Raw genomic sequence first — 14,384 nt, 5'->3', positions numbered from 1 at the left:
GTGGGTCAAAGAGCATTGTTGTTTTTGACGAGCCTTGTGCTCGTCTTGTCCGTTCTTGAGTCTGCGGCAAGACTCTTTGTTTCTTCTCAAGGACCGGTCTGGCTGAGGGATGGGATCTACCTCAATCCTCTGCCTCTTGTGACGGGCGTCGTCCCACAGCCCATGCGGAGATTTCCCCGCGGCCTGCGCCTGCCGGAAAGAAAGCCGTCCGGAGAGGTGCGGATATTCGTTTTTGGAGAATCAAGCGTCGAGGGCGCCCCGCTGGATGCCAACGCATCGGCGCCCACCATGCTATACGATATGCTGGTCAAGGCCTATCCCGACCGCGCCATCAAGGTGATAAACATGGGGCGTACGGCCTCGATATGCGCCAGCGCCTATTACTATCTGCTCTATGCGCGCCGCTATGATCCTGATTTCCTCATATTCTATATGGGGATGAATGATGGGAATATGCCCGGCGAGCAGCGTTGGCCTGTGAGCCGGCCTGGATTCCACAGATTGTGGCGAGGGCTCATGGGAAAGTCCCAGTTGTTCTGGTGCGCGAGGGTTTTTGTCCCCCCGTTCTTGTGGTCCCTCCGGCCCCCAAAGCGCCCGAATCGGAATCCAGCGCAGGTTCGGGATCCAGCGCAGGGTCCGGGGGCCTTGGACCCTTTCCCGAGATGGGCCGACCTGCTCGTGACGATCGCCGCGGAGACGGGGGCTAAAGTGATCGTGACGACGCCGGTCCGAAGCGCCGTCTCGCAGATAGAGCCTCCTATCCATTCGCTCATCGATGCCGGGGAGAAATCCATCCCCATGACGGATGATTATCGGAGACTGCTTGCGTGTCGATTGACGGACACTTGTGATTTCATCGCCCTTTTCAAGGCTATGGCGACAGGCAAGCCGGGCGGCAGATCCGATGGAGATCTGCCGATGGTCCGACACATGCGGGAGGTTGATGCAAGGGCGAAACCATGGCAGAGCGCCGCTGAGCGCAATGGCGCGGATTTCATCGATTTTCATGCTGCGCTTGAAAAGGCATCGCCGCACCGGGTCGTGGCGGATAGGTATTTCGCCGATGAGATCCATCTGTCGCCCGAGGGCTATTGTTTCCTGGCCAGATCATGGTTCGAGCGCATCAAGGGCTATTGGGATGGGACGGAGCCTCGGGAACCGAAGCCCCCGGTTTATGATGACGTGAAGGATTACTATAAGGCCGTAAAAAACACGGGAACGCCTGTGTTCATGATGTACTTGGCCAAAGGCTGGTTCCTGACCGCCATCCCGGGGCTGGAAATGATCTCGCAGCGCTGCCCCGGCGGGAAATGCGACGAACTGGCCGCTGTTGCCCTTGGCTGGTTGCGTCAAAAGGCGGGCCTTCCGCCAAAGGGTTCCAGGGAGTTCTCCGAAAAGGTCAAAGCCTTCGACGCCCCGAGGATGTTTTCCCAGAGGCTCAAAGTCTTCACCCCCCCAAGAAAGCTCCGCTACTGACTCGCGATTTGTTACTATAGCTCCGAGAATAGGCCAAGTCATCGTCAAGGGACCGCGCGTGCAAAAGAGCCCCGGACCAAGGAACCCGTCTTTGCGGCTGTCCCACAAACTCGCCCTGGCCGGGGCAGGGATGCTGTGCGCCCTTCTCTTCCTCGCTCTTATCGAAGGGCTCTGTGGCCCCATCCTGGTCATCCGCGGCGCGAAGAGCCGTCCGAAATGGATAAACTCCCGGGGAGAGCCCGCCTCGGCCCGGGAAGACCCCATCATGGGCCGGGAGGACCCCGTCATCGGGCACACCCTTCAGCCGAACCTCCTGGTCAGGTACGCCCACGCCCCCGACGACCGGGTCCAGACGAATTCCCAAGGATTCCGCAACGACGTGGATTTCCCGGCTGCGGCCCCCCAGGGGCGGCTGCGGATCCTCTGCTCGGGGGACTCCATGACTTTCGGCCTCGGGGTCAGCAACGGCGAGACTTGGCCGGACCAGCTTGCGGCCATCGACCCTCGCATCGAGACGGTGAACATGGGGCAGAGCCGTTACGGGATCGACCAGATGTACCTCTGGTATATGCGCGCCGGCGCTCCCCTCGAACACGCGGTCCATATCGTGGCGCTGATCCCGTTGGACGTGTCCCGTCTCGACCAACTGAAGGATGGATTCCTCGACAGGCCCCGGCTGGACCTCCACGAGGGCCGCCTCGAAGTGGCCAACCGGCCTGTGCACAATCCCTGGTATCGGTACAAACTGCAGTCCTTCCTCGCCCCCTTTCAGGAGCTCCACATCGTCAAGCTGTTCCGCAGCAACGCCAGCGCCCTGACGTCGCGGCCGGAGGCGCGGCCGCAGGCGCGGCCGGAAGCGCGGACGGAGGCTCAGCGCGCCTCCACGCAGGCCCGTCTGATCCGGATATTGGAAGAGCTCGCGCAGACCGGCCGGGCCAAAGGCAGCGTGCTGGTCGTGGTGCTCCTCCCGAACAGCCCGCGCGTAGCCCACCCGCAAGAGGACGAGCCTTTACGGCGGTTCCTGGCTCGTCAGCTCCCTTCCCGGGGCATCGTATTCCTGGACCTCGATGCCGAGATGTGGAAGCTGCCCCTCTACAGGCTCCGCGGGCTGTTCATCCCGGACCGCCTTCCGTTCACGGCGCACTATACGGCCGAGGGCGGGGCCTACGTCGCGGGACTCCTCCATGCCAAGCTCATCGCTCTTCCCCAGATCGCCAGCAGACTGAAGGCCTGCAAGAGCCCCGGACCCCGACACCTCAGCCCGCGGGCTCTGCGCGCAATGCGCTGAGGCTCCAGGAAAGGCTTCCTGAACATGAGACTATCGCAGTGCCTTTCATTCCTCGATTCCGCGTTCAAGGCCTGCATCCTCGGCCGGAGGATCCCCCTTTCCGTCTCCGTCGAACTGACCGACAGGTGCAATTTCAAGTGCCGATACTGCGACCAGACCAAGGACGGCATGCCGGAGATGACGACGGCCCAGGTGTTCTCGCTGATGGACGACTTTTACGGACTCGGCACGCGCAGGATCGGGCTGACCGGGGGTGAGCCCCTTCTGAGGGACGACATAGAGGACATCATCGCCTACGGCAAGGCCAAGGGCTTGATCGTCAATCTTGCGACCAATGGATATCTCCTGGCCGGGATGGCTCCAAGATTGAAAGGACTCGATCTGGTCATCGTGAGCCTGGACGGCTCCGAGGGCGTTCACGATTCGATGCGGATGCCCGGCTCCTTCAGGAGGGCGGTGGAAGGCATCGCCGCGATGAGAAAGCTGGGCAAGCCCGTCATAACCAGCACGGTCCTGACCAGGCTCAACCTTCAGGACATCGGCTTCATCCTGGAGCTGGCCCGCGCCACGGGCTTCTCCTCGTTGTTCACTTTGCTCTTCCACCATCCCCGCTCCATCTCCCGGGCCGACTTCGAGAAGATGGTCCCGGGAGAAGAGGACTGCCGGAAGGCATTCCAATCGCTGATCGAGAGGAAGAAGGGAGGCTATCCGGTCTTGAGCTCCTGGACTTTCCTGCGCTACATGGCGAGCGGGGATTTCCAGAAGCGGCCCTTCGACTGCAAGGCGGGGGATCTCTACTGCGCGGTCGATTGCCGCGGCAATATCGGGGCTTGCGGCCTGCAGCTGGGCGATGCCGCTCTGCCCAACGGCGTCGAGCTGGGCTTCAGGGCCGCCTTTGACAAACTCCGCAGGAATCCCTGCGCCAGGCATTACTGCAATTTCGGGGTAGAGGAATCCATGATCCTTTCTCTGAATCCCGAGGCTGTAGCGAATTTCATGAGGCATCTGGTCCTCAGGCGAGATGGCCGATGAACGTTCTGCTCGTGCAGCCGCCCCTCGACGATAAGCCTGTTCCCGGCTTCATCTACAGCGGCGACGCCTCCTTCCCCATAGGCTTGGCGTATGTGGCCGCCGCCCTGGAAAGGGATCGACACCACGTCGAGATCATGGATTGCCAGGTCCTGAGGAATCCCGGGGAAAAGCTCCTTGAGCGCGTAAGGCGGGGCGGTCTCGACGTCATCGGCTTCAGCACGACCATCGCTTCGATACGGAGCGCCTGCGACCTCGCGCAGGCCGCGCGGCGTCTGGACCGCTCAGTCTGCCTCATGGTCGGAGGCGCCTACCCCTCGGTCTATGGGGGCAAGGATGTCCTGCTCAGATGCGCAGCTTTTTCCCTGGCCGTCATCGGCGAAGGGGAGCAGACCGTCGTCGAGGTCCTCGACTGCCTGGCCAGAGGAGGCGATCTCGAGCGCGTCCGGTCCGTCGCTTTCCGGCGCGGCGACGAGATCCTGGAGACGCCCCGGCGTCCTCTCATCGACGATATCGACTCCATACCCTCGCCGGCCAGGCATCTCTTCGACCTCGCCGCCTACAGGGACCTGGCCCCCGGGCAGTTCCTCAGGCTGCCCCAACTGCCGATCCTCTCATCCCGCGGCTGCCCCTATCACTGCGAATTCTGCGACGACAAGGCCGTCTGGCTGGGCCGTGTGCGGCTGCGCGCTCCCGAGAGGATCGTGGCAGAGATCGAGGAGATGATCCGGAAGTACCGGGTGAGAGAGATCAAGTTCTACGATGACACTCTGACCGTCTCGAAGGAGCGCGCGGTCCGGCTGTGCCGCCTGCTCATCGAGAAGAGACTCGACATCATCTGGAGATGCTCGGCCAGGGTGGATGAGGTGGACCGGGAACTCCTGGGGCTCATGAAGAGAGCGGGCTGCCGCAGCATCAGCTACGGGATCGAGTCCGGCGACGATGAGATCTTGAAAAAGATGGACAAGGGCACGACCACCAGGCAGGCCAGGGATGCCGTGAGGTGGACGAACGAGGCCGGGATAGCCGCCAACGGGATGTTCATCCTGAACTATCCCGGAGAGACCGTGGAGACCGTTGAGAAGACCATCTCCTTCGCGCAGTCGCTCGATCTGAGTTTCGCGGGGTTCAACCTGGCCATCCCGCTCGGCTCCCGGTTGCGGGAGAAGATCATCCGCGGCTACCGTCTCAACCAGGAAGTCTGGGACAATCCTTCATATAGTGGGACCGAGGTCTGGTTCTTTCAGGAGGGGCTGACGCCCGAGTACCTGAAGGCTGCTTACTCGCGGGCGGCGCGGGGCTTCTACCTGCGGCCCTCATACCTCATCCGAGCGTTGAGATCCATACGGAACATGGCCGTGCTGAAAAGCTACCTCAGAGGCTTCTTCAGGCTCATGAGCATGACGCGCTCCGGGAGATGCGCATGAGAATACTCTTCGTTTACACCATGATCAACGTCAAGCTGGGGAGCTACGGCTTCCAGTACGGCCTGGCTTCCCTGTCCGCGTACCTGAAGGAGCATGGCTATCGGGACATAAGGCTGTGCTACATGTCGCCGCATTACGATGGGCGGCAGTTTCAGAGGCAGTTGGAGGATTTCAAGCCTCATGTGATCGCCTTCTACGTGAGCTGGGATCAGTATCGATTCGTCAAGGATCTTCTGGCCCTGGTGAAAGACCGGGAGGTCTTCACGATCTGCGGCGGCCCCCATCCCACGCTGAATCCGGACTGTCTGCTCGAGTGCGAGAGGCTCGATGCTCTCTGTGTCGGGGAAGGAGAGAGGGTCCTGCTGGAGGTGGTGCGGTCCCTCGAAAGAGGCGAGCGTCCTGAAGGGGTGGCGGGGCTTCATGTCAAGCATGGCGACCGCATCGTCAGGAGCGAGCCGGGGCCTTTCCTCTCGGACCTCGACGCCCTCCCCCCGGTCGATCGAGAGCTGTTCGCCGAAGGGGCGACCTCCCGCCGTTTCGGTTTCAAATCCATCTCCGGCGAGAACGGTTTCAGGCTCACCCGGGGCTGTCCTTTCGGGTGCGCGTTCTGCTCCAACAAAGCGCTCTCTTCCAAACAGGCGGGGAGATACGTCCGCTACCGTTCCGCTCAGAGGGTGGTCGCCGAGATCCTGGCGTGCCGGAAACGATACGACTTGCGGGAAATCAACTTCATGGATGACACATTCATGGCCAATGAGGCTCTCGTGGAGGAATTCTGCGGGATCTACCGCCGCGAGGTGCGCCTGCCCTTCGACTTCTATGGGCATATCCCCATGAAGAACAAGGGGCTCCTCGCGAGGCTGAAGGATGCGGGCGGGCGCAGGATAGGCTTCGGCATCGAGACCGGCAATGAGGAGTTCCGCAGGACCGTCATCAACAAGCATTTCTCGAATGAGGAAGCGGTGGAGACCTTCGCCTACGTCAAGTCCCTGGGATTCATGACGGAAGCCTTCACCATCATCGGCTTGCCTGGAGAGACCCCGCGGATGTTCGATGACACGGAGGACCTCATCAGGAAGATCCAGCCCGACATGTACACCCTGACCATCTACTTCCCCCTTCCCGGCACGGCGCTGCATGACCGGGCCGTGAAGATGGGCTATCTTCCGCCGCATCTGGAGCTGCCCCGCTCATATGTCACTTTCCGCTCGCCTCTTCTGGCCATGCCCGATTTCCCGGACCGGCTCATCAGGCAGCGGAACCAGTGGTTCGGCTACAACGTCTACAGGGAGACATCCCTGAAGAAAGCCATAGCGTTCTTCATCTATGAATCCCCGTGGGGAGACTTCCTGCTGAGACTCGTTTCCCCCTTCAGGAAGGTCCTGGGGAGATTCATATTCGGATAGCGATTCCAGGGATCGATCGGGTGAGGAACAGGAGATTCTTATTCTTTGTCGCGATATTGGCGATCCCTTGGCTTTCTTATTTTTTGATTTCCAACCATAACAAGAGAGCAAAGGATTTCAATGTCGTCATGATCGTCGTCGACATCTTGAGAGCCGATCATCTTGGCTGCTACGGCTATCACCGGGACACCAGCCCTCATATCGATGCATTGGCGAAAGAGGGGACGCTGTTCACTCAGGCTTTCAGCCCAGTGCCGGCCGGTCCCCTATCCATGTATTCGATATTCACCTCCCTGTATCCGCCTGTTTTTCAATCCAACGGCGGGTCTCCCAAGAGATTCGCGACTCTCCCGAAGATATTGAAAAAAGAAGCTTATGTGACCGCACTCTTTGGAGGCCCTACGGGGCCGCTGATCGGGCAGGATTTTGACACGGATTCACCGGGGGTCGGCGCGGGATTTGCAGCCCCATATATCAATGAGAAGGCCATCGCTTGGCTGAGGACGAACTCCAAGAAACGATTTTTTCTCTATCTGAATTACACGGATGCTCACAACCCCTACACTCCCCCTCGTCCTTATGACAAGCTGTTTTCCCGAGGCGGGGTCGATGAGCGTTTCAAGAAACTTCCGGGCAACATCTTGTTCTACTTTCATGACGATTTCCCCAGAGAAATCGTAGACGAAGCGGTCTCTCGCCTTCCCTCTTACCTTAAGAAGCATCCCAGGGCTTTAGAATATGTGATCTCTCAATATGACGGCGAGATCAAATACGTGGATGATCAGATCGGCGTCCTGCTCGATGAAATGAAAGGCCTGCGCTTGCTCGATGATACTTTGATCATCGTGACTTCCGACCATGCGGATGAATTCTTAGAGCACGGCGAGCTGTTTCACGGCAATCACCTTTACGATGAAACAATGCATGTCCCTTTTATTGTCAGGTTACCTGGAATCATCCCGAAGAATAAATTGATCGATAAGGTGGTACGCTCTATCGATATCATGCCTACCATCTTGGATATCCTGGATATCCATCCGGGAATCACCATCCAAGGGATAAGTCTGATGCCCTTGGTGAATCATGATGTCGATCTTAATCTGAACGCTTATTCTGAAACCAAAAGACATCCACCGTCCGCTATGCAAAGGGGAGACATAGCAATCAGGACCGCTAGATGGAAGTTCATTTCAACTCGTGATCCTAAAGCCGATACATATGGTTACGAGTTGTATGACGTTAAAAGCGATCCTAAAGAGTCGATCAATTTGGTCGAGCGGGAACCCGAGGTCGCTAGAGAGCTAAAGAAGGAATTGACCGGTTGGCTGGATGATTGTCAAAAAGTCGCATCCCCCCCGAAAGCTCAGCCATAGGCGCTCGGGTCTTCCGGCTCAGCGGCCTTTCCGGACGTAGACGAAGGCATAGAACCCCGGTAGGACTCCACCAGCATCATGTGGCCGAACCGATAGGCGAGCCAGAAAGAGCCCGGCCCGGCGAAGAAAGTCGCCGGCAGGGCGCCCGCGCCCGGACGGCCTCCCGCGCCGCAGCCCGGCGCCGCTTCCGTTCTATGCGCCGGTCAGGGTCCTTGCGGTCCAGCAAGGCTTCGAGCGCATCGTCGAAGATGTGCTCCGGCCGGCCGGCCGGGTACTTGTGCCAGAGCAGGCCCTTGGCCCGTTTGTATTTGGCCAGCAATTCCTCGCCGGCCACGAAGTTGAAGAGCACGCGGCCTTCGCGTTGCTCTGGCGCTTCCGTCTGCGATAGGGTCGCAGCCGGCTCGCCGCTGGCTGCCGCTGAGAACAGGTCTTCTGCTGCGGCGCCCCCACAGGGATCCTTCGGCGGGCCGCCGTTCTCCAAGGCCGGAGCGGGATCGCCGACTGAGAGCATGCGGATCACCGGCCGCTTTTCCGGGAGGGGCGCAAGCTCGGCGAGCAGACGGTCGAGTTCCTCCAGGGAGCGCCGGCTGGCCTTGGCCAGCAAGCTGCGATAGTTGGCGGAAGTCAGATGCGGGTAGAGCTTGGCCACGGCCGTCACGTGGATGCGCCGCTGAGCGATCATGGTCAGGATGCTGGGGTAGCGCCGTGCGGCGCGCGCGGTGCGGATGCGAAGCAGGGCTTCGGCTTCCGAGTAGCCGAGCTCTCTGGTGCAGTAGTTGAACAGCGAAGGGAAGGCCAGTTCCTGCACGGCCATGCGGTCATCGAGCTCGGAGAGATGCGCGAGTATGGCCGCCAGAGAGCGCGACTCCCTGCCGTCGAGGCGCTTAAGGCCTGCTATGAGTTCCGCGTTGGTTCTCTTGGCGCAGTAGGCGAACCAATTCTCTGGGTCCACATACTATATACGAGTTGGACGCCAAAAAGTTCCGCAAGACGTGCAGTCCCGGGAAAAAAACGATTACGAAATAATGATTTTTCGCTATTTGCCGCGATAATCGAGGTAAGGATGGAAAAGGGATGGTACCGTCAGCGGAATTCCACAGAGAGGTGCATGTAATTCAGGATCGCACTCGAAGGAACTATGACGTCCCTTTGGACTTGCCTTCAGGCGATGCGGGACTTGCTCTCTTTGTCGAACAGGTGTATGCCGGCGAGCTGGAAGCTCATGGAGACGGTGTCGCCGGGCTTGCCGTCGAAGGACGCGTCCACCGTGGCCAATAGCCGCTTCTCGCCCGCCTTGAGGTACAGGTTGCGCTTGTAGCCCAAGAGCTCCACCACCTCGATGACGGCCGGCACGGGCTCGCTCGACGCAGAGCCGTCGGCGCGGTCGACGCAGATGCCCTCGGGCCGCACTCCCAGGATCACCGGGCCCGCGGCACGCGCCCCGGGGAGCTTGAAGCCCAGGTCCGGGCTCTTGAAGGTCCCCCCCTCCAGCGTTCCCGAAAGGAAGTTCATGGTCGGGCTGCCGATGAAGCCGGCCACGAAATGGTTGGCGGGGCGGGCGAAGGCCTCGGCCGGGGTGCCCACCTGCTGGATGATGCCGCCGTTCATCACGGCCATGCGCGAGCCCAAGGTCATGGCCTCCACCTGGTCGTGGGTGACGTAGATGATGGTCGCGCCCAGGCGCTGGTGCAGCTTGGCGATCTCCACGCGCATCTCCTCGCGCAGCTTGGCGTCGAGGTTGCTCAGCGGCTCGTCGAACAGGAAGGCCTTGGGCTTGCGCACGATGGCGCGGCCGATGGCCACGCGCTGGCGCTGCCCCCCGGAGAGGGCGCGCGGCGTGCGCTTCAAGAGGCTCTGGATCTGCAGGATGCCCGCCGCCTCCTGTACCCGCCGGTCGATCTCGGCCTTGGCCACGGCGCGCAGGCGCAGGCCGAAGCTCATGTTCTCCTCGACCGTCATGTGCGGATAGAGGGCGTAGTCCTGGAAGACCATGGCGATCTCCCGGTCGCGCGGGGCCAGGTGGTTGACGATCCTGCCGTCGATGAGGATCTCGCCTTCCGTGATGTCCTCGAGGCCCGCGACCATGCGCAGCAGCGTGGACTTGCCGCAGCCCGAGGGCCCGACCAGGATCATGAACTCGCGGTCCGCGATCTCCAGGCTGATCTCGCGCAGGACCGTCGCCTCTTGGTATCTCTTGCTGATGCGCCTCAAGGTCACTGATGCCATGTTTATCCTTTCACTCCGCCCAAGGTCAGGCCCGAGATGAGCCACTTCGACGAATAGAGGAAGATGAGCAGGACGGGCACCGTCACCATGAATGAGCCGGCCGCGAACATCCCCCACTGCGTCAGGTACTGGCCCTGCAGCTCGAAGAGCCCCAAGGTCCAGGTGTAGCGCTGCGCATCGCAGAGCACCACCCGCGCCACCAGGTACTCGTTCCAGGCCTGCGTGAAATTGAAGAGGAAGGCGATGGACAGGGCCGGGGTGGAGAGGGGCAGCACGATGCGGTAGAAGGCGCCGAAGCGGCTGGTGCCGTCGACCAAAGCCGCTTCTTCGAGCGAGCGCGGGATGGTGTCGTAGTAGCCCTTGAGGATCCAGATGCTGAAGGGCAAGGACGTCACGGAATAGGCGACGATCATCCCCAGGTAGGTGTTGATGAGCCCCAGGCGCATGATCATCAAAAAAAGCGGCAGAAGCAGCATGCCGGCCGGTATCATCTGCGTCCCCAGCAGGAGCGTCAGGCCCAGCTTGTCGCCCGGGAACTTGAAGCGCGAGAAGGCGTAGCCGCCGGTGGCCGCCAGGCTCACGCCGATGAAGGAGGTCACGCAGGTGATGACCAAGGAGTTCCAGAGCCAGAGCAGGAAATTGGTCTGCTTGAAGACGCTGAGATAGGAAGCGGCGGTCGCGCCGGCGGGGAGCAGCGAGAGGTCGGTGGAGATGAGGCGGTCGCCGGGCCGCAGGGAGACCGAGACCATGCGCAGCAGAGGATAGACGCAGATCAGGCAGGCCGCGATCAAAGCGGCGTGGATGAGCACGGCCTGAACCGTCTGCTTGCGGCGGTGCGCGGCCAGAGCCCGCGCCACGTCCTCCCGGGTCTCAGCCATAGACCGACTCCGAGCCCTTGGAGAACTTCAGCCACAACACAGAAAAGAAGAACAAAATCAAGAAGATCACGATGGCCAAAGCGGCGGAATACGAATAACGGTAAAAAGTGAAAGCGGCCTTGTAAAGCGCCGAAACGAGGATATCCGCGTCCTCGGTGCCCCCGGCCTGGCCCGTCACCAGGTAGATGACGTTGATGTTGTTGAAGGTCCACACCGTGCCCAAGGTGATGGCCGGGCCCAGGACCGGACGCAGCAGGGGCACCGTGATGTGGCGGAGCTGCTGCCAGGCCGAGGCCCCGTCTATGGCCGCCGCGTCGTAGTAATGCTTGGAGATGGACTGCAGCCCGCCCAGGATGATCACCATCATGAAGGGGATGCCCAGCCACACGTTGATCAAAGTGCAGGTCAGCAGGGGATGCTGGGTCAGCCATTGCACCGGCCCCAGGCCGAAGCGGCCCAGCATGACGTTGATGAACCCGTACTGGGACTGGAACTCCCCGCGCAGGGCGAGTATGGCCACCACCTGGGGCATGGCCCAGGGGATGACCAGGAAGGTCCGGTAAAGCCCCCGGAAGCGGCCGCAGCTGTTGAGCAGCAAGGCCAGGATGAAGCCGCCCGTGACATGGCAGAAGACGTTGATGAAGGTCCACCAGATCGTGCGGCCGAAGAGCTGCCAGAAGGTGACCGAGGAGAGCGGCGAGGAGGTGAAGACCTTGCCGAAATGCCGCAAGCCCACGAAAGGGATGTGCCCGGTCCGGCTCCAGGCCATGATGGTGGTGAGCTTGAGGTCGTGGAAGGCGAGATAGACCTCGAAGAACAGAGGATAGGCGATGAGCAGGCCCAGCCCGATGAAGCCCGGAGCCAGCAGCATGATGGGCAGGGAGTGCTTGCCGCGCACCACATACCTGAAGACCAAGGCTGAGACCAGTTGCACCCCGGCTGCGGCCAGAGCCAGAGAGAAAAGGTGTCCAGCTGCGAGACTGTGTCCGGACACAGCCGCCACAACCGGCGCGGCGGAAACGGTCGCGGGGATGAACCAAGGGCGGTCATAATAGGTGAAATGGAGATGGAGGTAGAGCTCCAGGACGGCGACGGCGGCGGCCAGGAGGGCGACGAATTCCAACACCTGCAAGAGGGATGAGATCATATCAGCTCGCCTCCCCCCTGAATTGCCGGCGCGAAGCGCCGGCAATCGCGCAGACGCCCTCAGGCGTCTGCGCCGACGTTGGCTGCCCGTGGTCTACGGCGCGGACCGGCGCCCTGGCGGGCGTCGGTCCGGAGTTCCGCGCCTTCGGCGCGGAACTTCCTTTAAGAGACCCGCCCCTCTTCACTCGTTCATCTCCCGGATCTTGCTCTCGGCATCCCGCTGCATCATGGGGACCGCCTCATCCACCGTCATCTTCCCGGACAGCACCCGTCCGTAGAGCGGCCGCATGGCGTCCCAGACCGCGCGCATCTCGGTCGCCATGGGCATGGGCCGGCCGACCAAAAGCTGCTCCATGGAGGCCCGCATATTGGGGTCGTCCATGATGACCTTGGCCCGGTTGGCCTGGGAGAGCGCCGGCAGGCGCATCAGGGTCTTGGCCTGTCCGATCTGGTTCTCTTCGTCGGTATAGAAATCGACCAGGCGCTTGGCCAGCTCGAGCTTGGCCCCCTGGAGCTTGGAGCTGAGCATGAAGTAGGCGCCGCTCACCATGGGCGTGGGCCAGCGGCCGGTCTGGGAGAGCTTCGGGATCCGGGCTATGCCCAGATCGGACTTGAGCTGGGCTTCATAGCGGGATATGGCCCAGTCGCCGCCGATGACGAAGGCCACCTTCTTCTCGGTGAACAGGGCGTCGGCGCAGTTGTAATCGCATTCCTGCGGCACATAGCCCCGGCCCTTGAGCTCCAGGACGAACTCCAGGGCCCGCCGCGTGGCCGGAGTATCCAGCGTGGGTCTGCGCCCGTCCATGGGCCAGCCGCCAAAGGCGCCCATCCAGGGCACCAGCCAATACGGTTCGCCCAAGAAGAACGCCATGCAGCGGTCCAGCTTCAGCCCGGGTGCGCGCCGGTCGCAGAAGTCGAAGAGCTCGGCCGTGGTCCGCGGCGGCTGGGGGGCGAGGCTCTTGTTGTACATCAGCATCAGATGGTTGCCGTTGGAGATGGGCACGCCCCAGGCCTTGCCGTCCTGGGAGATGGCCTCGACCGCGGTCTTGTTGTAGCGGCGCATGTCGAAGAGGCCGTCCACGGGCAGGATGAAGCCGGAGACCGAGTAGATCCCGGCCGGGTCCGACTGCGTGATGAGGAGGTCCGGCGGGTTGCCCGCGATGGAGGCGGTCTGGAATTGCTGGCGCAGGTCTTCCGGATGGTAGTGAGTGCGGACGATCTTGATGTCCGCGTTGCCGGGAAGCTTGCGGAAGGCCTCCAGGACCGAGTCGATGTAGGGCGCGACCGCGGCGTCCTCCATCTCCCAGAGCACGATGCGGCGGTCAGGGCCGCCGGGCTCGGGCTGCCGGCACGCGGCCAAGCCCGCCAAGCCGGCCAGCAGCAGGAAAGACCAAGGCTGTCTCATGGTCGCGGAGTCCATGATACCACAATAAGCGGGGCGGCATCCGAAGATGCCGCCCTACAGGTCCGACCCCTTTCGCGCTCAACCGCTGAAAGCCTCCGTCTTGATGAACTGCTTCAGCTGTTCGCGCAGCGCCGGCGACTTCTCGAAGCCGTGCTTCGTGACCGCGTGATACTCCCCGATGTCCAGGACCTCCTCTTCCGTGCCGGACAAGGCCAGCGTGCAGCCGGACTTGGGATGCTGCCTGCAATCCAACGTCACTCTCTTGGTTTCACCCATAGCGCTGCCTCCTGCAGGGCCATGAAAGCGCGTCTCCGGCCCAGCTACTTGCGCTGGCTGGGGCCAGCCGCGTATTCGGCCATGCCCTGAAAATCTACGACCACCACCGGCTCGTCGCCCACCACCCAGGCGTCATGGCCCGTGGGCACCGCGGACACGTCCCCGGCCCGGCATTCCCGCACCGTCCCGTCGTCCATCCGGATGCACAGGGTCCCGGCCAGATGATACTGCAGATGGGGCGCCTCGCAGCTCTTGGTCTTGGCGATGGGCTTCACGGACTCGGACCAGCGCCAGCCCGGCTCCAGGACCGCCTTGCCCAGCGTCGCGCCTCCCACCTTGACGAGCTCCAGCCGCCCTTTCGGGAAGGCCCGCCGCTCGTCGGGAGCTTCGAAGCTCTTGATCTCGATCTTCTGCGCCGCCTTTTCCACGACCGCGTTCTTAGACATGGCTCCCT

General features: G+C 61.7%; 13 protein-coding genes. 6 read left to right on the top strand and 7 right to left on the bottom strand.

Annotated features, from left to right (window positions below):
• The 6 genes from NTY77_12440 to NTY77_12415 all read left to right on the top strand — a co-directional run bounded on the left by NTY77_12440 (position 1) and on the right by NTY77_12415 (position 7,999).
• Complete coding sequence (locus NTY77_12440; protein MCX5796295.1) at positions 1-1,476, top strand: SGNH/GDSL hydrolase family protein; 1,476 nt, start codon at positions 1-3, stop codon at positions 1,474-1,476.
• A 58-nt stretch (positions 1,477-1,534) separates the two neighbouring features.
• Positions 1,535-2,764, top strand: a complete 1,230-nt coding sequence (locus NTY77_12435; GenBank protein MCX5796294.1) for a hypothetical protein — start codon at positions 1,535-1,537, stop codon at positions 2,762-2,764.
• Between the two features lie 24 nt (positions 2,765-2,788).
• Positions 2,789-3,796, top strand: coding sequence for a radical SAM protein (locus tag NTY77_12430; GenBank protein MCX5796293.1), 1,008 nt, complete (start codon positions 2,789-2,791; stop codon positions 3,794-3,796).
• Positions 3,793-5,220: a radical SAM protein gene (locus NTY77_12425; protein MCX5796292.1), complete on the top strand. Its 1,428-nt coding sequence runs from the start codon at positions 3,793-3,795 to the stop codon at positions 5,218-5,220. Before NTY77_12430 ends, NTY77_12425 begins: the two co-directional genes overlap by 4 nt.
• Entirely contained in the window at positions 5,217-6,626 is a 1,410-nt protein-coding gene (locus tag NTY77_12420) for a radical SAM protein (GenBank protein MCX5796291.1), read from the top strand. The genes NTY77_12425 and NTY77_12420 overlap by 4 nt, the downstream gene beginning before the upstream one ends.
• Positions 6,627-6,754: 128 nt before the next feature.
• Positions 6,755-7,999 (top strand): sulfatase, encoded by a 1,245-nt coding sequence (locus NTY77_12415; protein ID MCX5796290.1) that lies wholly within the window; start codon positions 6,755-6,757, stop codon positions 7,997-7,999.
• Between the two features lie 76 nt (positions 8,000-8,075).
• Here NTY77_12415 and NTY77_12410 read toward each other — a convergent pair whose 3' ends face one another.
• The 7 genes from NTY77_12410 to NTY77_12380 all read right to left on the bottom strand — a co-directional run bounded on the left by NTY77_12410 (position 8,076) and on the right by NTY77_12380 (position 14,376).
• On the bottom strand, positions 8,076-8,951 hold the full coding sequence (locus NTY77_12410) for a hypothetical protein (protein MCX5796289.1): 876 nt from the start codon (positions 8,949-8,951) through the stop codon (positions 8,076-8,078).
• 209 nt (positions 8,952-9,160) lie between these two features.
• Entirely contained in the window at positions 9,161-10,225 is a 1,065-nt protein-coding gene (gene ugpC / locus NTY77_12405; GenBank protein MCX5796288.1) for a sn-glycerol-3-phosphate ABC transporter ATP-binding protein UgpC, read from the bottom strand.
• A gap of 2 nt (positions 10,226-10,227) precedes the next feature.
• Positions 10,228-11,103: a carbohydrate ABC transporter permease gene (locus NTY77_12400; GenBank protein MCX5796287.1), complete on the bottom strand. Its 876-nt coding sequence runs from the start codon at positions 11,101-11,103 to the stop codon at positions 10,228-10,230.
• Complete coding sequence (locus NTY77_12395) at positions 11,096-12,250, bottom strand: sugar ABC transporter permease (protein ID MCX5796286.1); 1,155 nt, start codon at positions 12,248-12,250, stop codon at positions 11,096-11,098. Before NTY77_12395 ends, NTY77_12400 begins: the two co-directional genes overlap by 8 nt.
• Positions 12,251-12,430: 180 nt before the next feature.
• On the bottom strand, positions 12,431-13,654 hold the full coding sequence (locus NTY77_12390; GenBank protein ID MCX5796285.1) for an extracellular solute-binding protein: 1,224 nt from the start codon (positions 13,652-13,654) through the stop codon (positions 12,431-12,433).
• Positions 13,655-13,732: 78 nt separating this feature from the next.
• Positions 13,733-13,930, bottom strand: coding sequence for a DUF1059 domain-containing protein (locus NTY77_12385; protein MCX5796284.1), 198 nt, complete (start codon positions 13,928-13,930; stop codon positions 13,733-13,735).
• A 44-nt stretch (positions 13,931-13,974) separates the two neighbouring features.
• A complete protein-coding gene (locus tag NTY77_12380; protein MCX5796283.1) occupies positions 13,975-14,376 on the bottom strand; it encodes a cupin domain-containing protein in 402 nt (133 codons plus the stop codon).
• Positions 14,377-14,384 lie beyond the last annotated feature (8 nt).

Source organism: Elusimicrobiota bacterium (assembly GCA_026388095.1).
Lineage (GTDB): Bacteria > Elusimicrobiota > Elusimicrobia > UBA1565 > UBA9628 > UBA9628.
This window is presented reverse-complemented; position numbering and strand designations above follow the sequence as displayed.

What these genes read in the sequence shown, in the direction of transcription:
- NTY77_12430 (MCX5796293.1), top strand. Translation starts at nt 2,789, where the DNA reads ATGAGACTATCGCAGTGCCTTTCATTCCTCGATTCCGCGTTCAAGGCC.
- NTY77_12425 (MCX5796292.1), top strand. Translation starts at nt 3,793, where the DNA reads ATGAACGTTCTGCTCGTGCAGCCGCCCCTCGACGATAAGCCTGTTCCC.
- NTY77_12420 (MCX5796291.1), top strand. Translation starts at nt 5,217, where the DNA reads ATGAGAATACTCTTCGTTTACACCATGATCAACGTCAAGCTGGGGAGC.
- NTY77_12415 (MCX5796290.1), top strand. Translation starts at nt 6,755, where the DNA reads ATGATCGTCGTCGACATCTTGAGAGCCGATCATCTTGGCTGCTACGGC.
- ugpC (MCX5796288.1), bottom strand. Translation starts at nt 10,225, where the DNA reads ATGGCATCAGTGACCTTGAGGCGCATCAGCAAGAGATACCAAGAGGCG.
- NTY77_12400 (MCX5796287.1), bottom strand. Translation starts at nt 11,103, where the DNA reads ATGGCTGAGACCCGGGAGGACGTGGCGCGGGCTCTGGCCGCGCACCGC.
- NTY77_12395 (MCX5796286.1), bottom strand. Translation starts at nt 12,250, where the DNA reads ATGATCTCATCCCTCTTGCAGGTGTTGGAATTCGTCGCCCTCCTGGCC.
- NTY77_12390 (MCX5796285.1), bottom strand. Translation starts at nt 13,654, where the DNA reads ATGAGACAGCCTTGGTCTTTCCTGCTGCTGGCCGGCTTGGCGGGCTTG.
- NTY77_12385 (MCX5796284.1), bottom strand. Translation starts at nt 13,930, where the DNA reads ATGGGTGAAACCAAGAGAGTGACGTTGGATTGCAGGCAGCATCCCAAG.
- NTY77_12380 (MCX5796283.1), bottom strand. Translation starts at nt 14,376, where the DNA reads ATGTCTAAGAACGCGGTCGTGGAAAAGGCGGCGCAGAAGATCGAGATC.